The 23,658-nt window shown below is 43.5% G+C and carries 21 protein-coding genes; 9 read left to right on the top strand and 12 right to left on the bottom strand.

The features are described 5' to 3' along the window. Positions 1 to 11: 11 nt before the first annotated feature. Together ACOQOA_RS13520 and rpoH are read left to right on the top strand one after the other, a co-directional pair. Positions 12 to 998 (top strand): RluA family pseudouridine synthase, encoded by a 987-nt coding sequence (locus ACOQOA_RS13520; RefSeq protein ID WP_420549147.1) that lies wholly within the window; start codon positions 12 to 14, stop codon positions 996 to 998. A gap of 179 nt (positions 999 to 1,177) precedes the next feature. Beyond that, complete coding sequence (gene rpoH / locus ACOQOA_RS13515) at positions 1,178 to 2,071, top strand: RNA polymerase sigma factor RpoH (protein ID WP_420549146.1); 894 nt, start codon at positions 1,178 to 1,180, stop codon at positions 2,069 to 2,071. A 52-nt stretch (positions 2,072 to 2,123) separates the two neighbouring features. Here the strand turns inward: rpoH and ACOQOA_RS13510 are convergent, their stop codons facing one another. The 4 genes from ACOQOA_RS13510 to ACOQOA_RS13495 form a co-directional block, all read right to left on the bottom strand. Beyond that, a complete protein-coding gene (locus ACOQOA_RS13510) occupies positions 2,124 to 2,768 on the bottom strand; it encodes a hypothetical protein (RefSeq protein ID WP_420549145.1) in 645 nt (214 codons plus the stop codon). Between the two features lie 11 nt (positions 2,769 to 2,779). Further along, on the bottom strand, positions 2,780 to 4,837 hold the full coding sequence (locus tag ACOQOA_RS13505; protein ID WP_420549144.1) for a hypothetical protein: 2,058 nt from the start codon (positions 4,835 to 4,837) through the stop codon (positions 2,780 to 2,782). 209 nt (positions 4,838 to 5,046) lie between these two features. Beyond that, positions 5,047 to 6,339: an adenylosuccinate synthase gene (locus ACOQOA_RS13500; RefSeq protein ID WP_155154737.1), complete on the bottom strand. Its 1,293-nt coding sequence runs from the start codon at positions 6,337 to 6,339 to the stop codon at positions 5,047 to 5,049. An 82-nt stretch (positions 6,340 to 6,421) separates the two neighbouring features. Further along, positions 6,422 to 7,573: an ATP phosphoribosyltransferase regulatory subunit gene (locus ACOQOA_RS13495; protein ID WP_420549143.1), complete on the bottom strand. Its 1,152-nt coding sequence runs from the start codon at positions 7,571 to 7,573 to the stop codon at positions 6,422 to 6,424. Between the two features lie 232 nt (positions 7,574 to 7,805). Between ACOQOA_RS13495 and ACOQOA_RS13490 the strand changes: the two genes are divergently transcribed. The 3 genes from ACOQOA_RS13490 to ACOQOA_RS13480 all read left to right on the top strand — a co-directional run bounded on the left by ACOQOA_RS13490 (position 7,806) and on the right by ACOQOA_RS13480 (position 10,628). Next, a complete protein-coding gene (locus ACOQOA_RS13490; RefSeq protein WP_420549142.1) occupies positions 7,806 to 9,008 on the top strand; it encodes a multidrug effflux MFS transporter in 1,203 nt (400 codons plus the stop codon). A gap of 45 nt (positions 9,009 to 9,053) precedes the next feature. Then, positions 9,054 to 9,746: a nitroreductase family protein gene (locus ACOQOA_RS13485; RefSeq protein WP_420549141.1), complete on the top strand. Its 693-nt coding sequence runs from the start codon at positions 9,054 to 9,056 to the stop codon at positions 9,744 to 9,746. A 126-nt stretch (positions 9,747 to 9,872) separates the two neighbouring features. After that, the gene (locus ACOQOA_RS13480; protein ID WP_420549140.1) at positions 9,873 to 10,628 is read left to right on the top strand and encodes a substrate-binding periplasmic protein; all 756 of its coding nucleotides are present in this window, start codon (positions 9,873 to 9,875) and stop codon (positions 10,626 to 10,628) included. 9 nt (positions 10,629 to 10,637) lie between these two features. On the opposite strand, the gene ACOQOA_RS13475 is transcribed toward ACOQOA_RS13480, so the two are convergent. Together ACOQOA_RS13475 and rpsD are read right to left on the bottom strand one after the other, a co-directional pair. Continuing rightward, on the bottom strand, positions 10,638 to 11,381 hold the full coding sequence (locus ACOQOA_RS13475) for an ABC transporter substrate-binding protein (protein WP_420549139.1): 744 nt from the start codon (positions 11,379 to 11,381) through the stop codon (positions 10,638 to 10,640). A gap of 136 nt (positions 11,382 to 11,517) precedes the next feature. Then, positions 11,518 to 12,132 carry a 30S ribosomal protein S4 gene (rpsD, locus tag ACOQOA_RS13470; protein WP_155154732.1) on the bottom strand — a complete coding sequence of 205 codons (615 nt, stop codon included), beginning with the start codon at positions 12,130 to 12,132 and terminating at the stop codon, positions 11,518 to 11,520. A 250-nt stretch (positions 12,133 to 12,382) separates the two neighbouring features. Between rpsD and ACOQOA_RS13465 the strand changes: the two genes are divergently transcribed. Further along, a complete protein-coding gene (locus tag ACOQOA_RS13465; protein ID WP_420549138.1) occupies positions 12,383 to 13,258 on the top strand; it encodes a DMT family transporter in 876 nt (291 codons plus the stop codon). On the opposite strand, the gene ACOQOA_RS13460 is transcribed toward ACOQOA_RS13465, so the two are convergent. From ACOQOA_RS13460 to ACOQOA_RS13440, 5 genes are all read right to left on the bottom strand, one after another. Next, on the bottom strand, positions 13,255 to 14,013 hold the full coding sequence (locus ACOQOA_RS13460) for an RNA methyltransferase (RefSeq protein ID WP_420549137.1): 759 nt from the start codon (positions 14,011 to 14,013) through the stop codon (positions 13,255 to 13,257). The genes ACOQOA_RS13465 and ACOQOA_RS13460 overlap by 4 nt on opposite strands. A gap of 5 nt (positions 14,014 to 14,018) precedes the next feature. After that, a complete protein-coding gene (locus tag ACOQOA_RS13455; protein ID WP_420549136.1) occupies positions 14,019 to 14,759 on the bottom strand; it encodes a 5'-methylthioadenosine/adenosylhomocysteine nucleosidase in 741 nt (246 codons plus the stop codon). Positions 14,760 to 14,777: 18 nt separating this feature from the next. After that, complete coding sequence (cimA, locus tag ACOQOA_RS13450) at positions 14,778 to 16,376, bottom strand: citramalate synthase (RefSeq protein ID WP_420549135.1); 1,599 nt, start codon at positions 16,374 to 16,376, stop codon at positions 14,778 to 14,780. Between the two features lie 9 nt (positions 16,377 to 16,385). Continuing rightward, positions 16,386 to 17,747 carry a cysteine--tRNA ligase gene (gene cysS, locus ACOQOA_RS13445; protein WP_420549134.1) on the bottom strand — a complete coding sequence of 454 codons (1,362 nt, stop codon included), beginning with the start codon at positions 17,745 to 17,747 and terminating at the stop codon, positions 16,386 to 16,388. A 336-nt stretch (positions 17,748 to 18,083) separates the two neighbouring features. Further along, positions 18,084 to 19,829 (bottom strand): methyl-accepting chemotaxis protein, encoded by a 1,746-nt coding sequence (locus tag ACOQOA_RS13440; RefSeq protein ID WP_420549133.1) that lies wholly within the window; start codon positions 19,827 to 19,829, stop codon positions 18,084 to 18,086. A gap of 278 nt (positions 19,830 to 20,107) precedes the next feature. Here ACOQOA_RS13440 and ACOQOA_RS13435 point away from each other — a divergent pair, with 278 nt between their 5' ends. The 3 genes from ACOQOA_RS13435 to ACOQOA_RS13425 all read left to right on the top strand — a co-directional run bounded on the left by ACOQOA_RS13435 (position 20,108) and on the right by ACOQOA_RS13425 (position 23,209). Further along, complete coding sequence (locus tag ACOQOA_RS13435) at positions 20,108 to 20,449, top strand: hypothetical protein (RefSeq protein WP_420549132.1); 342 nt, start codon at positions 20,108 to 20,110, stop codon at positions 20,447 to 20,449. An 18-nt stretch (positions 20,450 to 20,467) separates the two neighbouring features. Beyond that, a complete protein-coding gene (locus ACOQOA_RS13430; protein ID WP_420549131.1) occupies positions 20,468 to 21,931 on the top strand; it encodes a methyl-accepting chemotaxis protein in 1,464 nt (487 codons plus the stop codon). Between the two features lie 99 nt (positions 21,932 to 22,030). Continuing rightward, positions 22,031 to 23,209 carry an NAD(P)/FAD-dependent oxidoreductase gene (locus ACOQOA_RS13425; protein ID WP_420549130.1) on the top strand — a complete coding sequence of 393 codons (1,179 nt, stop codon included), beginning with the start codon at positions 22,031 to 22,033 and terminating at the stop codon, positions 23,207 to 23,209. Between the two features lie 62 nt (positions 23,210 to 23,271). Here ACOQOA_RS13425 and ACOQOA_RS13420 read toward each other — a convergent pair whose 3' ends face one another. Beyond that, a complete protein-coding gene (locus ACOQOA_RS13420) occupies positions 23,272 to 23,646 on the bottom strand; it encodes a RidA family protein (RefSeq protein WP_420549129.1) in 375 nt (124 codons plus the stop codon). Between the last annotated feature and the right edge of the window lie 12 nt (positions 23,647 to 23,658).

Genomic DNA, 23,658 nt, shown 5'->3' with positions numbered 1-23,658 from the left:
TAGCCCCTTCTATGAGCGAAACATCCGAAATTTTTGAATTTACATTGCCTGACGGCGACATCCCAAAGAAGCAACGTCAGCGCCTGGACCAGTATATTGCCAGCCAAGTGGAAGACCTCTCAAGAAGTCGTGTCCAATCCTTGATTTATGGCAAAATGGTCACCTTGAACGACAGCACCTTAACGGACCCCGCAAGGCGGGTCAAACCGGGAGATCGCATAATCGTCAAAGTCCCTCCCGCTGAAGATCTGGATGTGCAACCGGAAGATATTCCGTTGGACATTGTGTTTGAAGATGAACATTTATTGGTTGTTAATAAACCCGCAGGGATGGTCGTTCACCCTGCACCCGGCAACACTTCAGGCACACTTGTAAATGCCCTGATGCATCATTGCGGTGATAGTTTATCCGGCATTGGTGGCGTTAAGCGCCCCGGCATCGTACATCGTATCGATAAAGACACCAGTGGGTTGTTAGTTATCGCCAAATCTGATCAAGCCCACCAAGGCCTTTCAGAACAATTCGCGGCTCACAACCTAACCCGCCAATATCAGTTGATCGTATGGGGATTACCTGCCCCTACCTCCGGATCAATAGAGGGTAATATAGGCCGCCATCCAGTTGACCGGAAACGTATGGCTATTGTTTCTGCACCAGCCGGAAAACATGCAATCACCCATTACAAGACAATAAAACCCCTCCATGCGGGTGCAGCTAGTTTGATAGAATGTGAATTGGAAACAGGTCGCACACATCAAATTCGTGTCCATATGACATCCATAGGCCATCCTTTAATGGGGGACCCTGTGTATGGAAAAGTGACAAAAGCACGTAATTCCGTTCTGTCAAATGAGGCGAAAGACTTTTTACAAAATTTCAACAGACAAGCACTACATGCAAAAACACTGGGTTTTCAACATCCTGTAACTGGTGCAGAAGTCCAGTTTTCCTCTTCACTTCCACGTGATTTAGAGGAACTGCTCTATCTTTTAAGATAATCTCCGAGTATCCTGTAGAAGATACAATTTTGGCGATTGCCACATTTTTGCCTTATTTTAGCCCTTGAAAAAACATGAGTGATGCCCATATTGTATCTATATCGGATCGTAATAGGTAAAAGCGTCATAATAGATAAATGACAAACGAGCCGACCAACAGAGATTTAAAAGGTGAAATTATGAGTAATAGCGCAACAGGAAATTTACCCGTTCTAACGCCGGAAAGTAATCTACAACGTTATATGGATGAAATCCGTCAGTTCCCAATGCTGGAGCCAGATCAGGAATATATGCTTGCGCGTCGCTGGCGCGAAGACGAAGATCGTGACGCGGCCCATCAACTTGTAACTTCACATCTACGCCTCGTTGCCAAAATTGCTATGGGCTATAAAGGATATGGACTACCTGTCGCTGAATTAATTTCAGAGGGCAATGTTGGTATGATGCAAGCGGTAAAACGTTTTGATCCTGAAAAAGGCTTCCGTTTAGCCACTTATGCAATGTGGTGGATTCGTGCTTCCATTCAGGAATACATTCTTCACAGTTGGTCTTTGGTTAAAATGGGCACAACGGCAGCTCAGAAGAAATTGTTCTTTAATCTACGTCGCATTAAAGGTCGATTGCAAGCATTTGAGGAAGGCGATCTTCATCCTGAAAATGTGAAGAAAATTGCTGAAGAGCTAGATGTACCAGAACAAGACGTCGTTTCAATGAATCGCCGTTTAGCTGGGGCTGATAATTCTTTGAATGCGCCATTAAAAGCAAATGGTGATGGTGATGGCGAATGGATGGATTGGTTGGAAGATGAAACTGACAACCAGGAAGCCGTGTATGCAGAAAGCGAAGAACTAACCCTACGTCGTGAGCTGTTAACAGAGGCAATGGAACATCTAAATGAACGCGAACGTGAAATTCTTACCCAGCGTCGATTGGTAGACCCTGTTCAAACTCTGGAAGAACTAAGCCAAGTGTATAACATCAGTCGAGAACGCGTAAGACAGATTGAAGCACGTGCCTTTGAAAAACTTCAAAAGGCTATGCGTAATTTGGCCTTGGAGAAAAATTTAGTTTAACAGAATAAAAGCCATCTGAAATTCAGATGGCTTTTTTCTTTACCAACAATATTTAACCTTGTTGTTTTTTCTTGGCCCGCGCTTCTTTAATTTTTTCTTTTTTCGCAAGTGCTTTCTTCAATTCAACTGCCTTCACTTGATCCTCTTCGGACAATGGTGGCGGTGAGCCGTCTTCCAAAGCAAGATCAGGATCGAAACGCATTAGATCTGCAGAAACCATCGGCGCTGTTTCACGCACAACTTCCCCCCATTCCTTCACCAACGCATCTTGTTGCTCTTTGATCTTCTTATTACGGATCAGGGAATATGCGTGAAGATAAGAAAACACCACAGGTGGCAACATAAAATAGATGATCCAACCAGCCCCTGCCGTCCCAAACATGATTAACCAGTTTAAGGGATCGCTTAATAATGTAAGCGCACGTTCAACCGTATTATCCCCGCTACTCCACATATCCATACATACATAGATAGCACCCGCGATGTTCATATATCCAACTGTGCGAGTTGCATATTTACCTTCGCTTTTATCAACAAAATAAGCAACACCCGTAGGGATCATCCCACCTGCTATTACGATCGCTGTTGAAAAGAAAATCAGGGAGGTAACAGGCATGGCAATCCAAAGCATAAATCTCTTAGCGAAAGAGTTTTGCTTCTGATCATCATTCTGTTTATTTTTTTTATCCTTTGCCATTCCCATTCAACCTATAAAAACAGTTTGAAAATAGAGGCAATACAAACACCTAGAACCCCTAGTGTTGCAGCAATACCACTTGAAATCTTACCACCGATTGTACCCGCAATCTTATGGCGGTCTTTGATCTCTTCATATAAGCGCGCTTGCTTAACAACCACGACCGTATATTCATGCACCGCCTTGGAGAATTCAGCATGATCCCTTTGCAAGGCTTCTTTATCATCCACAATAGCAATAACATCTTTAATGCGGCCATTCTTTGCGGCCTTATCCATCCGTTCACGAATAGCAGCTTGTTCATCATTAGAATAAAATTGATCAATGTAGGGCTGTAAAAAATTCACGCAAGCTTTCGCTAAATCCACGTAACCGCGCTTACTTATTGTTTCTTGCAGATGCATTAAAATACGAACTTGCGCCACTGCATTTTCAACAGCCTGATGCCCACTATCCATAGCTTGTAAATAACGGTTCATATTGCGTTTGTGATTTACGGCGATATAAGCTGCAATATTACGATCAATTAATGCATTTAACTTCCATTTGCGTCGACGCGCCAACCGATCCAACGCCGGTAGCAAGTAATCAAGATTTGGTACATAGTCATCTTCAAACATAACCGATGAACATGGCATGTAATCATTTAATTCATAGACTACGCGCTCTAGACCATTCCCCATCTGGCGGTTGACCAAAAGTAACTTTGCTTTTTCAAGCCTTTGTAAAACCCGCAACTGATCTTGACTTGGGCGTTCCTGCATTTCCAACCAGAACGGCACCAACCCCATATCAATGACCTTCACAAAGAATTGGGTAAAATCACGATTATGAATATTAATTGCCACCATCTGAGCAAAACCATCAAATGAACAGGCAATTTCACGTACCTGTACGGGCCATATAGGCGATAAACTCATCAAAATGCGGGATACAAGCCTTTCTTGATCCGCTTGTGTTACTGCATTTCCGGCTGCAACGCCTTTCGCAATATTAACAGCTTCAATTCGATCATCATCAGATAGACTACGACGCAACCAAGTATCCAGATTTCCTTCCTGAATAAGCCCAACAGCCTGATCCCAGTTTTGAGAAAAACCTAAAGCCACTTCTCGTGCAGTATCATATTCTTTTCCGTTAATCATGAATGGACGGGATGCTTTTTGTCCCATGGAATGCTGCCGTGGGTTCATACGACGACCATTCACCCACATCGCTAGATCTTCGACCCCCCAACGATCTTCTTCATTATCATTTAACAGACCGCGAAGTACTTCCATTACAGCCGGGGAGACACGATGGCTCAACGCCATTGATGCATAGGTGCCATATGTCAGTTTCGCCCGAAGTAATTCAGTATCATCAGGGAATTGTGATACCGGATTTTTTCCCATCACAAAGGCTAGTAATGTGACGCCTAAAGCATACATATCATCCGCACGAGAGCCCGGGCTACGTCCTGTAGGATGAGATAAAGCATTTGAAATCGTGGAATAGGCAACAGGTTGGGCCACATTTGCGGGTGATGTATAACATTCACCTAACATGACCTGATTTTCCTGATCAGATGTAAAAAACACATTATCTGCGCGTATCGCCCCATGGAATACGCCTACTGCATGCATTTCGCGGATCGCAGCTGTTAGAGGATCAATGACGATACGAAGAAGCTCTTCCTCCTTCATAGGGCGGCGCGTTGTCTCAACTGTTTCGAAACAGCGATTGCCTTCAGGTTTCTCACAAATCATGACCGGACATCGGCGACCTTCAAGAGGCCAATCCACAACATCCCAGTCCTGTACTTTGATTAAATGTCGATCATCAAGACGTGTTAGAAGAGAAATAATGCCCAATCGCGGCGGCATCGCGGGATCGCAGATATACGCATAAAAGCCACGTTCTTTATCTTTTTTACGTGTCGCAACAGCTTTAAATGCAAATGCCGGAGGAGAATCCATACTGGGAATAGGTTGATCTGGCAGGATTTCAAAGCGCCCTTTTACGTCAACGACGCCACCTTTGCCGCCGCCTGCTGCATCTTTTTTTGGCTTTCCGATTTTCAGCGCCATTTAAAGAATACCTACCCTAACCAAGACCAAGTAGCTTCAAGTATGTAAGAAGCAATAAAAAATACAATCAAATTAATCCAAATTTAGATTAACCTCTTTGAATCCTAACATGATTTGGGGATGTTGTGGCAAATGAAAAAGGGTGCGAAACTGATTGCTCACACCCTTCTTAATTATTTTTGCTAATTTAACGTATTACAACGCCACAATTAACCTTCAAATGGATCACGTACCAAGATTGTATCATCACGCTCAGGGCTTGTACTTAGTACAGCTACAGGAGTTTCAATCAACTCTTCAATACGACGAACATATTTGATCGCTTTTGCTGGCAAGTCGGCCCAACTGCGCGCACCTTCGGTACTTTCGTTCCAACCTTCCATGGTTTCATAGATAGGCTCTACCTTTGGCTGCAAGTCTGTTTGGGCTGGTAGATGGTCATACTCTTTCCCGTCAATCTTATAGCCAACACAGATTTTCAACTCTTCAAAACCGTCCAAAACATCAAGTTTTGTCAAAGCAATACCATTCATGCCAGAAATTTTGCAGGATTGGCGCACCAAAACGGCATCAAACCAGCCACAACGACGCTTACGTCCTGTTACAACGCCGAATTCATGACCACGCTCGCCTAGCTTTTGACCGATTTCATTTTCCTGCTCGGTCGGGAAAGGACCGGACCCAACACGTGTTGTATATGCTTTTGTAATACCCAGAATATAGCCAACCTGACCAGGTCCAACACCGCTACCTGCAGCAGCTTGACCGGAAATGGTATTAGAAGATGTTACGAACGGGTATGTACCATGATCAATATCCAGTAACATGCCTTGCGCACCTTCAAACAACGCACGTTTATTTTCCTGACGTGCTTTATCCAAAGTTTTCCAAACCACATCTACATAAGGCAATACTTTAGGCGCAATCTCCAAAAGATCACTGATCAACTTATCACGATCAATTGGCTCTTCCCCCAAGCCTTTTAACAATGGATTGTGATGTGCCAATAAATTATCAATACGTTCTTCCAAGAAAGCACGATCAGCTAAATCACAAACACGCACAGCGCGACGGGCAACCTTATCTTCATAAGCCGGACCAATACCACGACCTGTGGTACCAATCTTTTTGTCCCCGCGTGCCTTTTCACGCACAGCATCCAAGTTAGAATGTACTGGCAAAATCAATGCTGCATTTTCAGCGATCTTTAAATTATCAGGACCAATTTCAACGCCTTGAGAACGAATAGCTTCAATCTCTTTCACCAGCGCCCATGGATCAACCACAACACCGTTACCAATGATGGATTGCTTACCTGGGCGCACAATACCAGATGGCAACAAGGAAAGCTTATACACCTTGCCATCAATTACTAAGGTATGTCCTGCGTTATGACCGCCTTGAAAACGTACAACTACATCTGCACGCTCAGACAACCAGTCTACAATCTTACCTTTACCTTCATCGCCCCATTGGGAACCAACCACAACTACATTGGTCATTCTTTTGTCCTTCCAGACTAAACAGGCCCGACTACTGATCGAACCATTAGTTTAAGCCAGATAAATCATTCAGCAGCCCGGATTAGACTTCCTGAACTTCACCTGACAACCAGATAAAGCCGCAATTTGCAGCTTCGGCCCGCACGGGCACATCTTCATCAGCATAAAGGCCTGCAACTGTTGCCCAGCCTTCTTCACGTAATTTTTCGCCAACAGCCATATCTGTGCCGTAAGGCAGATACACACGCTTCAACCCTGCCACAATAGGTGCAGCACGTAAAACTGTATCCATATATAGAGAGAAACCAGCTGCAGGTTCTTTTGCTTCGCCAGCCTCATAGCGTCCACCGCGCCCTAACTCGCCTCTGATATTTTTGGCAAACAAAGTAAAACTTAACCCTGTTTGATATTCAAAGCCGCGATGTTCCACAGGATCCACGGTAAACATCACGCCATTTAAATTACTTTTCAAAATATCGAGAACCGCGGCTAAGCGATCACGCTCTGCTGCAGCAGCTGCCGGCAAATTCAAACCTTTCAATTTTTCAAGTGCTTGATCTGCCAATCCACTTGCATTTAACAAAGTACCAAATATCTCAGCCGCCTTCTCTGGAAGTGTTGCAACTTCTGCTGCATCTTTTCGATCCAATGCAACACGTAAGGATTTTGTTTCTTCTTTAGTTAAACCAAGGCTTTCAGCGATAGACAAAACAACCGTCGGCAAGCTTAGATCTACAGAAATATCTTTCACACCTGCAGCCTGCAGCGCCTTAACCGCCAAGGTGATTACTTCTGCGTCAGCTTCTGGAACATCAGCACCGATCAACTCTGCGCCAGCTTGGGCAAATTGACGCTCAGGACGTAATTGGCTGCCTTTTACCCGAAGAACTTGCCCCGCATAACTTAGGCGAAGGGGGCGCTCAACACTGCGCAAGCGAGTACCCGCAATGCGCGCAACCTGGGGCGTCATATCCGCACGAACCCCCATCATGCGTTGGCTTACCGGGTCCATCAGGCGGAAGGTATGCGATGCCATCGCTTGCCCTGCACCATTTAACAAATTTTCTTCAAACTCGACTAGTGGTGGCTCAACGCGTTCATATCCCATTGAGGCAAACGCATGCACAACTTTATCCAATACAGCAGCTTCATGTAGAGCTTCAGGCGGCAACTGGTCACCAAGACCTTGAGGCAAAAGAGATACTGCGCCATTTTGTGTATCGTTATCTAACATGGAAAAATTGGCTCCAACCAAGCAAGTCAAACGGTATCAACAAGCGATACCTGTTAAGTCATGGACTTGGTACAACTTTTAATCATGCGTTTCAAGCCCTGAAAGCCAACTGAATCATGCTTTCCACAGATAAATGTATATTACTGAAATTCTATAAATAGTCATCAATTGGAAACACTCCTGGGCGAGATTAACACTTGTTTAATGGAGAATGAATTCATAGATTGGCGCCATGATGAAAAAAGATAGAAAACACATACACAAAGCTGAACTAATCGCTCTTTGCGCAATGCTCACTTCACTTGTCGCCATGTCCATTGATTCCATGTTACCTGCCCTTCAAATCATGGGGCAAGAGCTTGGCGTATTGGTAGAGAATGATAACCAGTTGGTTGTCTCGGTTCTGTTTTCAGGCTTTGCCATAGGACAGCTTTTTATGGGACCTCTATCTGATAGCATTGGTCGAAAACTGGCTATCTTTTTTGGACTGGGCCTCTTTCTATTTGGCTCCATCCTCTGTGTCACAGCTGAAAGTTTTGATACCATGTTATGGGGGCGCTTTATTCAGGGACTGGGTGTCGCAGGACCACGTATTGTTACCATGGCTATGATTCGGGACCTTTATGAAGGACGTGGGATGGCCCAAATTATGTCCTTCATTATGGCTGTATTTATTATTGTGCCAGCCTTGGCCCCTTCCGTAGGGCAAGCCATTCTTGCAATTGCAGCATGGCGTTGGATTTTCCTTACACTCATCATCATGGCTGCGATTGGCTTTATCTGGTTATTAACACGCCAACCCGAAACATTAGATAAAGAAAAAAGATTACCTTTTTCACCCAAACAAATTTGGACAGGTATAAAAGAGACATGTGCCACCCGCGCATCTTTTGGCTACACCATTGCGGCTGGCATCATTTTTGGTGCCTTTATTGGCTATCTAAGCTCTGCACAGCAGATTTTCCAAGATGTTTATGAGGCGGGTGAAAATTTCCCTATCTACTTCGGCGTTTTGGCACTCGCCATCGGCGCAGCCTCCCTTGTTAACGGAAAGCTTGTTGTTAAGTACGGGATGCGCAATTTACTAATCAAAGCCCTCATAGCCAAGATCGTTATTTGCTTCGCTTTCTTACCCTTTGTTCTTTTTGCTGAAGGGCGACCAGACCTTCTGTATTTCATGATTTGGGGTATGTCAGCATTCTTTTGTACCGGCATCTTATTTGGGAACTTTAACGCTCTTGCACTAGAACCATTAGGACATATTGCTGGGATTGCCTCTTCTGTAATCGGCGCCCTCTCCACTTTAATTTCCATTTTCTTAGGATATGCGGTTGGGAATGCGTATGATTTCAACGTCACACCGTTAGTCGCAGGCTTTGGATTTTTAAGTTTGCTTGGACTTTTTGTTGTCTATTGGACCGAACGCAAATTATAATCCCGCCCATAATTATAAATCAAAATTGTGGCGGGAGTATTTTTGATGGCCAATAGTCAATTCGGGCAGGATTTCGAACCAATTCCTCTTCCAGATTACAAAACTTATCCTGAAAGTGAGATGCTGGAACGTGCGCAAGCCTTTTACAACGAAGTAAGACGCCGCCACACGGTTAGGGATTTTTCCGACAAATCCGTCCCAAAAGAGATTATTGAACAATGCATTCTCTCTGCTGGTGCAGCCCCCAATGGTGCGAACCACCAACCATGGCACTTTTGCGCCATTGGTGATTCCCATAAGAAAAAGCGCATTCGGATTGAAGCGGAAAAAGAAGAGCAGGAATTTTATGACGGACGGGCTGGTGAAGAATGGCTTAAAGCCTTAAAACCAATTGGCACAGACCCTAATAAACCCTTTCTAAAAACAGCTCCGTGGCTAATTGCTATATTCGGGCAGCGCCGCAGTATCGGTGCTGATGGCGAAGAGTATAAAAATTATTATGTGCCGGAATCCGTCTCTATCGCGACTGGCTTCCTGATCATGGCGCTTCACAATGCAGGCTTGGCAACATTAACACATACCCCTGCTCCTATGGGTTTCTTAAATGAAATTTGTGAACGTCCTGCCAATGAGAAACCCTATATTCTACTTGTCGCAGGATACCCATCGGGAGATGCCGTAATCCCCAAACACGCAACCGAGAAAAAACCATTGGAAGAAATTAGTAGTTTTTTCTGAGTTCATGATCCGTCACACATCACTAAAACAACCAAAACAAAAAATAAAAACACACCTCTATCAATTATTTAGTAGCATTAATCTCGATTGCCTCTATGATTACGCATCGCGGTATGGGAGTACGCAATGAATTTAAAAGCAATTATTCTGGTTTTATCCTTAGTTCTTATGGCTAGCCGACCTGGCTATGGCGAAACTTATAAACTGGTAACTGCTTCATTCACCCCGTTTACTTCACAAGACAGTGCCACAGGCGGATTTCTCGTAGAATTGACACGTGCAGCCTTAAAGATCAGAGGGCATGATCTAGAGATAGATTTCAAACCATGGGCGCGCGCCTTAAAAGAAGCTGCAGATGGTCGCTATGATGGTTTATTAAGCGCATTTTATAATGAGGAACGCGCAAAGAGTTTTTATTTTTCCGCCCCATTAAATACAACAAAAATGGTTTTTGCTGCATATAAAGACAAAGTTTTGTTAGATACATACTCTAATTTTGATCAATTAAAGCCTTACCGGATGGCAACAGGCTTGAAATGGGCCTATTCAAGCGAGTTTGAAAACTATACTGGCTTCAACAAGCAAACTGTCAAAGATGAATCTACAGGTATCAAGTTATTATACCATGATCGCATTGATGTTTTCGCAGTCAATGCAGATCAATTAAAATATAATCTATTAAACATGCCTGAATATGATCCAAACAAAATAAAGATTTTATCACCTGCGATTTCACAAAATGATCAACATATCGCGTCAACTATTCAAAGTGAAAGCAGCTTAAAATTTCTATCGGAATTCAATACGGGACTTGCAGCTATCAAAGCAAATGGCACCTATGAAAAGATTTATAACCGCCATTTCAAAGTAGATAAGAAATAAAACTTCTAACTATTCTGGAAAATTAATACCGTAATTCGCATATATGTTCTGAATAACACCTTGCCTCTTCAAGTCGTCAATAATCGAATCTATCTGATCAACACTAATAGGAGATTTTTCCAACACGATAAAACGACGCGTATAACTATGATCCGGGGTAGGATTAATGTTAATCTTTGTGTACCAGACAGGGTTGGATACAGACATCCAATCTAGGAAAGATCGACTCACAATACCTTGCTGTACCCGCTTATTAACTACCAAACGAAATACACTTTCCTCATCTTTGACGAGATACACATTATCCATATGGGCTGTCTTGTTGGAATCAAACCCTGCAAAGGCATAATTAAAGCCTAGTACAGCGCCGATTTCTTTCACCGGTTGCGTGCCCAGATATTCCTTTTTCAGTGAAAAGAACAAATCTTCCCCTGCTGTCATAGCAACAGAGCCAACACCACCTCTCTGCGACCAACCCCAACTCAGATCGTTATAGGCAATTACTCCGATGTCACCATTTTGATATGTAGAAAATATCCGCTTAGCCGGAATCAAACGTGGTACAAAATGAAACTCATCCTGATGTTCATTCATGGCTTTTAAGACATCATATACCAGTCCAGTTGGTTCTCTTGTATCAATAACCAAAGGCGGTTGCTTCGATGTCAAAGCCACATTAACCCGAACTTCCTCAGCCATCACAATTTGGGACAAACCAAAAATAAAACTGAGTATAAATAGAAATTTACGCATCGTTCCCTTCCCCGCAACTCAACGTAGCAACTTAAATAATATTTCAGTTTTAACAGATTCCCCTAATATATCAAAACGAAAAAAGCCGCTTCGAAATGAAGCGGCTTCTTCGTAATCTGATTTCGTCTCGTAAAAATTAACGAGAGTAGAATTCCACGATCAAGTTTGGTTCCATTTGAACTGGGTAAGGAACGTCTTCCAACTTAGGTGTGCGTTGGAATGTTGCTTTTAACTTACCTGCGTCCAAATCAATGTAATCTGGAACTTCACGTTCTGCAGAAGCTTGTGCTTCTAGAACCAATGGAATTTCGCGGGACTTTTGACGAACTTCGATAACGTCACCAACTTTAACATTGTAAGAAGCAATGTTAACGCGCTTACCATTAACCAATACGTGACCGTGGTTAATGAACTGACGAGCAGCGAATACTGTTGGTACGAATTTAGAACGGTAAACAACCGCGTCCAAACGATGTTCCAAAATACCGATCAAGTTTTCAGATGTATCGCCTTTACGACGTACAGCTTCTTGATAGTATTTTTTGAATTTCTTTTCGCCGATGTTACCGTAGTAACCTTTCAGCTTTTGTTTTGCCATCAACTGAACACCGAAGTCAGAAGGTTTCTTACGGCGTTGACCGTGTTGACCTGGACCATATTCACGGGAGTTGATTGGAGATTTAGGACGACCCCATAGGTTTACACCCAAACGGCGATCGATTTTGTACTTCGCACTAATACGACGTGTCATTTCACTATTTCCTTAATTTCATAGTCTGTTTGTTGTCCCGGTAGTCCAATAAGTCCAAAACTCCACTGAAGTCTTGGGAAAACTGGCGGGAAGAAGTGCAACATAAAAGTCCACTTAATCCGCATTCCCAGAAAGCGGGCGCATCATACGTATTTAAAAAGGATTGTCAAACCCTGAATTCGCCTATAAGGCAGAGTCTATAAGGAATATTAGAAAATAAACCATAATCAACTCATCAGGCGGGCATCATATGGATCAATTACAACATCGTAAAGGCTTACTAATCACCTTAATTGGCGTATTAGTGCTCACCCCAGATTCGCTACTTTTCTTTCTAGCGAATGTTGATCCGTTTGAAATGATCTTTTGGCGAGGCCTGTTTCAAGGAACAGCCCTAACTATTGGTTTGGCTTTTGTTTATAAAGATCAGTTTTTCCCAATGGTCAAAGCGATTGGTAAAACAGGCATACTTGTCTCCCTTTCCTTTGCGATTTGTAATATCTCCTTCGTTTACTCCCTCGCCTTGACCGGTGCGGCCAATACATTGATCTGTGTTGCGACTTCATCCATGTGGGCGGCCCTATTCAGCTTCCTGATCATGAAAGAACGTGTGCGCCCTGTTACACTAGTGGCCATGATCTTCGCCTTCATTGGGATTATCGTGGTGTTTATGGACGATTTTGGTAGCGCAGATTTGAGCCAAAACATTTTCGGTATTGCAACTGCGATTACACTTGCCTTTTCCTTCACGTTAATTCGCAAAAAATCCCACGTAAATATGCTGCCGACGTCAGCGATTTCAGCCTTCATGGGTGCAATTATTGCTGTAAGCTTCCTATATCGCATTGATTACGAAGTTAGCCAGTGGATATACATGGCAATCATGGGGTTTGTTGTCGTGCCCCTATCTTTCGCTTGCCTTGCTATTGGCCCACGCTATATCCCCGCAGCTGAAGTAAGTTTATTGATGTTATTGGAGACTGTTCTAGGTCCAATCTGGGTTTGGATTGGGATCGGTACAGAACCACATACCAATGAAATCTATGGCGGCGCAATCGTTGTCGGCACCTTACTTATACATAGCCTCTACCGATTGAGGTTCCCAAGAAATAAAGCTGCGGTCTAATCCCGCAGCTTATCAACATCCCCAATTTCCAAACCAGCGCGCTTTAGCGCAACCATCATGCCATGAAAAGTACGCGTTTCCTGTTCGGTCATCTGCGCACGTTGAAACAGATTACGAATATTACGCATCACGACAGGCTTCATATCGGGAGAACGGAAAAATCCTCCTTGATCCAACCCCTTTTCCAATCGTGAAATAAAGTTATTAAATTCGCCTTGGGACACAGGCTGGCTATCATTGGTTTCTAAAAAACTTTCCGGTGTGTCATCTGCATGCTGATACCATTCATAGGCTAACAACAATACAGCCTGCGCCAAATTCAAGCTTTTGAAATCGGGGTTAAGAGGTACATTCACAATCGCATCAGCCAAAGCCACATCGTCATTGTTTAGACCAGATCTTTCCCCACCAAACAAAATACCACAGGTCTGTCCTTGTGCAGCTTTTTCATGAATTTCAACCGCGGCTTTTTTCGGCGTGACCACATGAGCCACCATATCCCGTGGGCGCCCAGTCGTTGCATATACATATGTCAAATCAGAGACTGCCTCTGCCGTAGTCTCAAAGAGCCTTGCCCCTTCAATAACTTCTATAGCACCCGAAGATGCATCCCGTGCAGATTGACTAGGCCATCCATCTCTTGGATTCACCAAACGTAACTCCGTTAACCCACAATTTAACATCGCACGCGCCACCATGCCGATATTCTCACCGAGTTGCGGAACAACCAGAATAATTACAGGTTTATCAGACATTATTTTTATCCAAATAAATGCACAAGTTTACGTGTTACGCGTGCCGCATTAATAGATGCCGCAGCCAAGAAGGTATCAAAATCCATATGACTTTCACTTCCCGCCAAGTCAGACAAGCAACGGACAACCACCCATGGACGATTCATTTGCTCAGCCACCTGTACCACAGCCGCCCCTTCCATTTCTACTGCCATTGCTTTGAAATCTTTATGTAAACGCACGCGGGTCGCCTCACAGTTGATGAAAGCGTCCCCTGTTACAATCGCCCCAAAATGATGGGAAGGTGTTTCGTTATTTGGCAATGTTTCCAGCACCACCTCATCAAGTAACTCATGGGAGCGTGCTTTCAATTCCGCAGACATATTGAAGCCATGGGTACTATCAACGCCTGGCAACGGGAAAGCGCCTGGCTGAAAGGTTTGCAATACTTCTTCTTGAATCTTGCCATAGTCGTGTTGAACCAGACGCTCTCCGATAACCACATCACCCACATTCAATTTTGGGTCAAGACCGCCGGCAACGCCGGAAAACATTAATGCGCGACAATCAAAATGTGATACTAATAACGTCGACACAATTGCGGCATTTACCTTACCAATACCTGTTTCAACAAAAACAGCTTGCTCCCCTTCGATCTCACCACGATAAAAAGTGATATTCCCAATAACCACTTCTTCCGCTTGCCCATCCAGAAGATGTTTAATTTCTTCTGGGATCGCAGAGATAATTCCAATCGGCTTTGTCATGAGAGTTTCCTTTAAACCTTAATCGGCGCTTTTTTCACCAGCGCTAAACAATTTGAAAATGTAGGCATCACGTAATGCAATATAGGAGGCATCAATAATGTTAGATGAAACCCCAACAGTAGACCAACGCTCATCACCATGCTGGCTTTCAATCACCACCCGGGTAATCGCATCCGTACCTGTACTATCACCGCTTGGTTGCATGATACGCACCTTATAATCCACTAACTGCATATCTTTTAGCACAGGATAAAATTCAACCAAGGCCTGACGTAGAGCATTATCCAACGCATTTACCGGACCATTCCCCATTGCCACACGCATATAACATTGACCACGCATATCCAAAGTTACAGTGGCCTCAGATTCCGTAACCAATTCCCCCATCGCGTTCCGGCGACGATCATCCATCACCCGAAAGCGGGACAGCTTGAAATAGGCTGGCACCTGACCAATAGAACGACGTGCAAGCAATTCGAAACTGGCATCGGCACCATCATAGCTATAGCCTTCATGTTCTTTCTTTTTCACATCATCCAATAACTGGCGGATTTTACCTTCATCCTCAATTTTCACCTTGGCATCTTCAAGACGTGCAAGGATGTTAGATCGTCCCGCTTGATCCGACACAACAATCTGGCGACGGTTTCCAACCAATTCCGGATTAATATGTTCATAGGTGGTTGGGTCTTTTGCCACCGCAGACACATGCAAACCACCTTTATGGGCAAATGCGCGTTCCCCCACATAAGGTTGATGGTGATTTGGTGCGCGATTTAGACGCTCATCCAACAAACGAGAGATGGAGGTCAGCTTATGTAATGCATCTTCTTTGATACCAGTCTCAAAGCCCATCTTCAAAATCAAAGAAGGAATCAGGGACATCATATTTGCATTACCGCAACGCTCTCCAAGTCCGTTTAAAGTCCCTTGTACATGACGTGCGCCTGCACGTACCGCTGCCAAGGAATTCGCCACAGCATTTTCAGTATCATTATGGGCATGAATACCAAGATGATCCGCAGGCACATGTGCGGATACTTCCTTCACGATGTCATAAACCTCATGCGGTAAAGTACCCCCATTGGTATCACAAAGGACAATCCAGCGCGCGCCAGCTTCATAAGCTGCTTTCACACATTGCAGCGCATAGTCAGGATTGGCTTTATAGCCATCAAAGAAATGTTCAGCGTCATACATTGCCTCCTCTTTGCGCATCTTACAAAAAGCAATACTATCCGCAATCATGGCTACATTTTCTTCGCGCGGGATTTCAAGGGCTACATCCACATGGAAATCCCAGCTTTTTCCAACCAAACAATTTGCGGTTGCTTTACTATTCACCAAAGGCGCTAACCCCGGATCATTTTCCGCGGAACGCCCGGGACGACGCGTCATCCCAAAAGCAACTAGCTTGGCATTACTCAATGCAGGTGGGCTCTCAAAGAAGGCATCATCTGTATGATTTGCCCCCGGCCAGCCACCCTCGATGTAATCTACCCCTAGATCATCCAAAGCTTGCGCAATGACAGTTTTATCAGCAACGGAAAAATCAACACCAGATGTCTGCGCCCCGTCACGTAGAGTGGTATCAAATAAATATACACGCTCAGCCATAATCGCCCCCTATGCCTTACGCCATTCAGTAACACCGCCCGGCTTGTCTTCAAGAACAATACCACGTGCCATTAATTCATCACGCACAGCATCTGCCGTTGCAAAATCTTTACTGGCTTTGGCATCTTTACGCTTTTGGATCAAAGCTTCAATTTCAGCGGCCTCATCTTCATTACCTTCGCCCTTAAACCAGACTTCCGCATCTTGCTGGAATAGCCCAAGAATTTCTGCAGAGGCTTTCAAACCAGCAACATCACCTGCATCATAAAGTGCATGTAGGCGAGAAATCGCCAATGGCGTATTTAAATCATCTTCAAGGGCAGCTTGAACTTCTTTATCAACCTGACTTGCAGCAACATCTGAATTTTCACCAATCAAACGGTAGAACTTATCTAATTCTGTTTTAGCTTGGCGTAGTTTTTCTTTTGAGAAATCCAAAGGTTGGCGATACTGACTTTTCAATAACACAAGACGTAAAGCTTCACCCGGGAATTCCTGACGTAATTCATTCACGGTGTAGAAATTGCCCAAGGACTTAGACATCTTCTCGCCTTCAGACATCAGATAGCCATTATGCATCCAATATTTTGCGTAAGAAGAGCCTTTATTGGCACAACAGCTTTGCGCCACTTCATTTTGGTGATGTGGAAAGATCAAATCCTGACCACCGCCATGGATATCAAAATTTTCACCTAGATGTTTTTCCGACATGGCTGAACATTCAATATGCCAACCGGGACGACCATACCCCCAAGGGCTTTCCCAACCCGGTGTTTCATCATCACTTGGTTTCCATAACACGAAATCTGTTGGATTCTTTTTATACGGAGCAACCTCAACACGGGCACCGACTTCCAATTCTTCCTGATCTTTATTAGAAAATTCACCATAATCAGGCCATGATTTTGTATCAAACAGAACGTGACCATCCTTAGCATAAGCATGACCATTATCGATCAGTTTCCCAATGATGTTTAACATCTCTGCGATATGTTCAGTCGCACGTGGTTGCACATCAGGCTGCAAACATCCAAGGGCTTGTGCATCTTCTTGATATTGGCCATTTGTGACTTCAGTCAAAGCCCGAATGTCATCACGCAAGTCCGATTTTCCATCCCAGTTTTCACGCGCACGATTATTAATCTTATCGTCCACATCAGTGATGTTGCGTACATATTTCACATGGTTCTCGCCATAGTTCAGACGTAACAAACGATACAACACATCAAAAATCACCAACGGACGCGCATTACCGATATGAATATAGTCATATACAGTTGGTCCACACACATACATGCGAATATTTTGCGGATCATGTGGTTGAAATTCAGTCTCTTTACGTTGAGCTGTATCATAAATTTTTAACGGCATTGGATTTCTCGTTCCTGAAAATGATACCCCGTTTATAAACGGCGCGTCCAAAAGATCAATTTTTTTAAAATATTTGGAGAGTTAGTCACCAAAACATTGGTCGGTTTCAATGTTTGAAGAGCCGATCGGCTGGGCTGTTTTATCCGCGAAAAGGGATCAACAACAACAGCCGCCCATAATGCTAATCTCAGCAGGGCAGCAACAAATAACTGGAATGGTAATTTGCATAACTTGTGACATGAACTAACTATGACAAAACCACTCCATGAACACAAGGATGTTTATCAGAAATATCAAAGAAAGGGGATCATTCCCCTTTCTTTAAATAGGTCATCGTTATTCAATACTTTTCAGGAAGCTATTCACTTCCGCTTCTAAATTACTGGCTAATTCATGTAATTCCTGTGCAGCCGAAGACACGCTATTGGCCGATGCACCAGCATTGCCTGTTGCATTACTCACATGTTGGATACCATCAGTTACATTGCGAGTTCCGACAGAAGCTTCATCCACATTTCGTGCAATTTCTTGTGTTGCACTTCCCTGCTCTTCAACCGCCGCAGAAATATTGGCCGCGATCTCATCCATCGAAGAAATAATTTCGGTAATACCTTCAATTGCTGTGACGGCCTCTTTCGTGGCATTTTGAATACCATTAATTTGTTGGCTGATTTCGTCGGTCGCATTGGATGTTTGCTGAGCAAGGTTCTTTACCTCACTTGCAACCACAGCAAATCCCTTCCCGGCATCTCCGGCACGGGCAGCCTCAATCGTGGCATTTAATGCTAAAAGGTTTGTCTGCTCTGCGATATCCGTGATCAATTTCACAACTTCGCCGATTTTATCTGCAGATTCCGCTAATTCCTGTACGGTGCCATGTGTTGTTTCTGCTTGGGAAACCGCATCACGTGCCACATTTGATGAATCAGAAACCTGACGGCTAATTTCAGTGATGGAACTTGATAGTTCTTCCGCAGCCGCCGCAACTGTTTCCACATTAGACGATGCACGTTCAGCTTGATCCACAGCACCAGATGCCCCGTCGCTCGCTTGTGATGTGGCATTAATCATTTCCTTAGAGATACCATCCAGATTAGAAATAGTATTGGTAATGGAAGAGATAATTCCGCCAACTGTTTGATTAAATCGTTGGGCAAGATCTGCCATCATTCGCTTTTTATCTTCTTCGGCTTGATGAGCAGCCGTCATAGATTCTTCTTCTAATTGACGGGTCTGAATGGCAGCATCTTTAAATACCTGAACAGCAACAGCCATATCACCGATTTCATGTTTACGTTCCTGGCCCGGGATATTTACATCTAGATTTCCCTTAGCTAAGTCCTGCATCGCTTGCGTCATACGCTTAACCGGACCGGCAATTTGGGAGTTCAAATAGACAGAAATCGCCGTCAAAATAATCCCCACAACGACTAAACCAGCAACCATTTCAAAACTTAACTTGGTGCCACGCGCTAACTGATCATCAATAAATGTTTGTACTTCCAGTACCCCGCGCACATCATTTAACTTCCAATCCGCTTTAGGTGTATCAGCACGATTATTATGGCATCTCACACATCCTTCAGCGACCATCGTATCTGCAATCCCAACTCTAATGGCTTCTCTACCATCTATAGTTTCACTGCGCACATATGCTTCACCAGGATTCGCAACCAGAAATTCCCATGCTTCTTGTTGATAGGTATCTAATGTACGGGTCTGACGATTGGGGAACGGATAAATACTATATAACTTAATCGATGTATCTTTTTCCGCTAATAACTCGCTCATATCATGAATAAAGGTTGCTGGTAGTGGCACTCCTTTTTCTTCATTTTTATGACTGTAGCTAGGCTTCAAATCACCATCTTTGAGGATCTTGCTGATAACATTTTTTGTATAATAGCCACGAATAGTCTTAAATTGATCCGCCGTACGCATAGCAGAGATTTTGGCATCTTCAAGCGCATTATTCGCCATTTGCCCTGGCAAAATTGCTAGTGCAAAAATGATACAGATAAATACAATAACGGGTACAGGGATAAGTAGAAGCCATTTCAGGCTGCGGGTTTTACGTTCCATCGGTCACTCCTATGCATACGATCCTGATATATCGTGCAAACGAAGAAGCCACCCAAATAAACCCAACAAATGCTTCATTAGGTGCATAGTATCATACTGATTTTAAATTGCAAAAAATATATCACAACCAAGGATTGAATGACCAATCCCTTAAACCCTTTCGAAAAATTTGAAAGCTGCGCAACCGTAGAAGTATGAACAAAAGATAAGAAATTAATGCCTTCCCTTTTATAAAATATTTTAGTTAAATATCTTCTAATAAACCAGCTGAGGGAAAGATGATGTCTAATTACACATCGACAGCGGGGGAAACAGCAAAAGCAATGGCAATCGCCTTTCTATTTGCTGTCGTGGGAATTTTGGGCCTAATGGCAGTTACATTCAAAGCGGATTTCGCTCAGGATGAAGTTGCCTTTGTTTTTCCATCCAGTTTCAGCCATCAAGAAAGCTTCAATGCAATTATTACAGTTGATGGCACCCCAATATCTTTTGGCATAAGCGAAAATATCATCATCGCAAAATTCAATAACAATAAATCTGCTGAAGAAGCCTTTGAGCAATCAAAAGCACTTCTTGCATTAAATCCCAAAACACCTGGGATTTGCACACCTATTTTATAAAAACTCCAGGACGAAGTAATGACAAACTATTCAGAAAACCATCTTCAGGAACTCGCTGCTAAATTTCTATTACCTTATCTATATATCCATATCCCGATCGTCTGGATTTCAAGCTATATCACAGGAAATAATCCATTATGGGCAGTCGTTATGACAACCATCTTCGCAATCATTCCAACTATCAGCTACAAGCTTGTAGGTAACAAACCTGTTTCGCGTTATTTGACTGCAGTTTCGTTTATGTTGATTATCGGTGTGGTCGTCTATACATTCCAAGGTCATGCATGGCAGCTGGATATTCATATGTATTTCTTTGCGGGCCTTGCCATGTTACTCGCCTTTGTTGACTGGCGCGTTTACATCGTTGCCACAGTTGTCATTGCAACCCACCATCTGGCGTTAAACTTTATTATTCCGGCTTGGGTTTTCCCAAATGGTGGCGACTTCTTCAGAGTTGTCTTGCATGCAGTCATCGTCATCCTTGAAACGGCCGTCCTTACCTTTGCGACCATGAAACTTTTAGAGGCACTACGTGGCGCAAGCGAAGCAACTCAGCAGGCGGATCAAGCCCTTGCCGCTGCCAAAGAAGCTGCGGAAGAACAAAAGAAAGCCGAAGAACGCTATCAAAAAGAAAAAGCGATGGAGATGCAGTCCGTTGCCTCAACTTTTGAAACGCAAGTGGGCTCAATTATTTCAAATGTGAACCAATCGGCAAATGACATTCAACAACTTGCAGACACAATGTCATCTGCTGCCGTACAACTGGATTCAAACGCACAAAATGCGTCCATGTCAGCAGATAGCATTACCAGTAATGTTGAAACCGTGGCTGCGGCATCAGAAGAGTTATCTGTGTCGGTGAATGAAGTTTCCCGCCAAGTGCAACATGCCAAATCAATCTCAACCAATGCATCAGAATTAGGTTTAAACACGACAACAGATGTTGAAAGTTTGTCACAGAAAGTGACCGAAATCTCTGAGGTTGTAACTTTAATTGCCGGCATTGCAGATCAGACAAACTTACTTGCCTTAAATGCAACCATTGAGTCTGCACGTGCAGGTGAAGCTGGCAAAGGGTTTGCCGTAGTTGCAAATGAAGTTAAAAACTTAGCCAGTCAAACAGCACAAGCAACCGAACAAATCGGCACCCAAATCAACGCTGTCGTTGGTGCAACTGACAATACCGTTAAAAGCATTCAGGCAATTAACGATGCCATTAGCCAAGTACAAGACACCTCAGAATCCATTGAAACCTCTGTTCATGAACAAGAAGCAGCCACCCGCGAAATTGCGAATAAAGCAGCAGAAACGGCCCAAGAAGTATCGTCCGTATCAAACAATGTGGGTAATGTAAAAATGGATGCACAAAGCAATACAGAACGTGTTCAGAATGTACTTAACTCTGTTGAAAGTTTGCGAGAACAAGCAGCAAAACTTGATACTGCCATGCAAGGTTTCGTATCTCAGCTGCGAACTCAATAAATTACTTCTAAGCGTAATTTGAGGGAGAGTTTTATATATTTATAGGCTCTCCCCTTTTTTATTGGCTATCCCTGCCAAAACCAGTATATCCAGATCATTATGCAAATATTCGATGTAATCATAATTGGTGGCGGGGCAGCAGGCCTCTTTTGTGCGATCCATGCGGGACAGCGCGGACGTAAGGTTCTGGTTGTGGATCATTCAAAAAAAATGGCGGAAAAGATCCGTATTTCAGGCGGTGGTCGTTGTAATTTTACAAATATTCATGCCAGCCCAAATGACTTTCTATCCAACAATCCACGTTTTTGTGTATCTGCCTTAAAACGCTATACCCAACATGATTTCATTGATTTAGTAAAACGGCATGACATTAAATTTCATGAAAAAACATTAGGTCAGCTTTTTTGCGATGATTCAGCAAAAGACATCATCAATATGCTGCTAAAAGAATGTCAGGATGCTGGCGTCACTCTTCACACGGAAACAAGCATCAACCAGATCACAAAGACAAATAATGGTTTTGCCCTTGAAAGCACAATGGGACCAATGGAATGTGAATCCTTGGTTATCGCCTGCGGTGGCAAATCTATTCCAAAAATCGGCGCAACGGGATTTGGATATGAAGTCGCTGCACAATTTGGCCATACCATTCTTGAAACACGCGCAGGCCTTGTTCCCTTAACTTTCACAGATCAACTTCTTGATCATATGAAATCCCTGTCAGGACTATCCGTCGATGCTATTATTAAATATGGCAAAACCACATTTCGTGAGGGAATGTTGTTCACGCATCGCGGGATTAGCGGACCGTCCATTTTGCAGATTTCCTCTTATTGGAAAGAAGGGGATCCTATCACAATCAACATGGCACCAGACCATAATATTCAGGAAGAATTAGCCTCCGCGCGTGATAAACATCCAAAGCAAAAATTATCGACCGTTTTAGCGAATTTCATTCCCAAACGTATCGCAGAGAAAATCACCGCGGATGTCGGTGCAGATCGCACGATGGCGGAACTTGGCAAGAAAACTGTCAATCAAGCGGCTGCGATGATCAACAACTGGCAGGTTAAACCTTCCGGCACTGAAGGCTATCGCACAGCCGAAGTAACTCTGGGCGGGGTCGACACCAAAGAAATCTCATCCAAAACTTTTGAAAGCAATAAAACCGAAGGTTTATACTTCATTGGCGAAGTTATGGATGTAACCGGACATCTTGGTGGTTTTAATTTTCAATGGGCTTGGTCTTCCGGCTATTGTGCCGGGCAATATGTATGATCAATAATTCAGTCCAATAGAGACAAAAGACCCTATTGGACTGAACATTGATTTAACAATTGCTATTGTGCAAAAATTGCTTCGATTTCAATTTTAAGTTCCGGTGCAAAAAGTTGATCGATTTTTATGAGCGAACTTGCCGGTATATGTGTGCCATAGATGGAGAATAAAGTATCTCTCAATGCTTCCATCTCCTCAAACTCTGTCACAAAAATCGTCACTTTTATTAGCTTATCCAGTGAACTCCCCATTTCGGTCGCAACGATTTTCAATTGATCAAATATCGCAATCGCTTGCTGATCAATTGTGTCATGCTGAGCATCACTTCCAAAAGCCGTGAAGCCGGATGTGTATAAAATATCTCCATGTTGTACGACATGGGTATATGGCCCAACAGGCTCTGCCAATTTTGTGATATTTTGACGATGAATATTCATTTTACTATTCCA

It is taken from the genome of Curvivirga sp. (assembly GCF_965219885.1).
Taxonomy (GTDB): Bacteria; Pseudomonadota; Alphaproteobacteria; order UBA8366; family Aestuariispiraceae; genus Curvivirga.
Note: the sequence above shows the minus strand (reverse complement) of the source record. Positions and strands in the feature narration are given on the sequence as shown.

Excerpts from the sequence above, each read along its gene's own strand:
- ACOQOA_RS13520 (WP_420549147.1), top strand. The coding sequence starts at position 12 with ATGAGCGAAACATCCGAAATTTTTGAATTTACATTGCCTGACGGCGAC.
- rpoH (WP_420549146.1), top strand. The coding sequence starts at position 1,178 with ATGAGTAATAGCGCAACAGGAAATTTACCCGTTCTAACGCCGGAAAGT.
- ACOQOA_RS13510 (WP_420549145.1), bottom strand. The coding sequence starts at position 2,768 with ATGGCAAAGGATAAAAAAAATAAACAGAATGATGATCAGAAGCAAAAC.
- ACOQOA_RS13505 (WP_420549144.1), bottom strand. The coding sequence starts at position 4,837 with ATGGCGCTGAAAATCGGAAAGCCAAAAAAAGATGCAGCAGGCGGCGGC.
- ACOQOA_RS13500 (WP_155154737.1), bottom strand. The coding sequence starts at position 6,339 with ATGACCAATGTAGTTGTGGTTGGTTCCCAATGGGGCGATGAAGGTAAA.
- ACOQOA_RS13495 (WP_420549143.1), bottom strand. The coding sequence starts at position 7,573 with ATGTTAGATAACGATACACAAAATGGCGCAGTATCTCTTTTGCCTCAA.
- ACOQOA_RS13490 (WP_420549142.1), top strand. The coding sequence starts at position 7,806 with ATGATGAAAAAAGATAGAAAACACATACACAAAGCTGAACTAATCGCT.
- ACOQOA_RS13485 (WP_420549141.1), top strand. The coding sequence starts at position 9,054 with ATGGCCAATAGTCAATTCGGGCAGGATTTCGAACCAATTCCTCTTCCA.
- ACOQOA_RS13480 (WP_420549140.1), top strand. The coding sequence starts at position 9,873 with ATGAATTTAAAAGCAATTATTCTGGTTTTATCCTTAGTTCTTATGGCT.
- ACOQOA_RS13475 (WP_420549139.1), bottom strand. The coding sequence starts at position 11,381 with ATGCGTAAATTTCTATTTATACTCAGTTTTATTTTTGGTTTGTCCCAA.
- rpsD (WP_155154732.1), bottom strand. The coding sequence starts at position 12,132 with ATGACACGTCGTATTAGTGCGAAGTACAAAATCGATCGCCGTTTGGGT.
- ACOQOA_RS13465 (WP_420549138.1), top strand. The coding sequence starts at position 12,383 with ATGGATCAATTACAACATCGTAAAGGCTTACTAATCACCTTAATTGGC.
- ACOQOA_RS13460 (WP_420549137.1), bottom strand. The coding sequence starts at position 14,013 with ATGTCTGATAAACCTGTAATTATTCTGGTTGTTCCGCAACTCGGTGAG.
- ACOQOA_RS13455 (WP_420549136.1), bottom strand. The coding sequence starts at position 14,759 with ATGACAAAGCCGATTGGAATTATCTCTGCGATCCCAGAAGAAATTAAA.
- cimA (WP_420549135.1), bottom strand. The coding sequence starts at position 16,376 with ATGGCTGAGCGTGTATATTTATTTGATACCACTCTACGTGACGGGGCG.
- cysS (WP_420549134.1), bottom strand. The coding sequence starts at position 17,747 with ATGCCGTTAAAAATTTATGATACAGCTCAACGTAAAGAGACTGAATTT.
- ACOQOA_RS13440 (WP_420549133.1), bottom strand. The coding sequence starts at position 19,829 with ATGGAACGTAAAACCCGCAGCCTGAAATGGCTTCTACTTATCCCTGTA.
- ACOQOA_RS13435 (WP_420549132.1), top strand. The coding sequence starts at position 20,108 with ATGATGTCTAATTACACATCGACAGCGGGGGAAACAGCAAAAGCAATG.
- ACOQOA_RS13430 (WP_420549131.1), top strand. The coding sequence starts at position 20,468 with ATGACAAACTATTCAGAAAACCATCTTCAGGAACTCGCTGCTAAATTT.
- ACOQOA_RS13425 (WP_420549130.1), top strand. The coding sequence starts at position 22,031 with ATGCAAATATTCGATGTAATCATAATTGGTGGCGGGGCAGCAGGCCTC.
- ACOQOA_RS13420 (WP_420549129.1), bottom strand. The coding sequence starts at position 23,646 with ATGAATATTCATCGTCAAAATATCACAAAATTGGCAGAGCCTGTTGGG.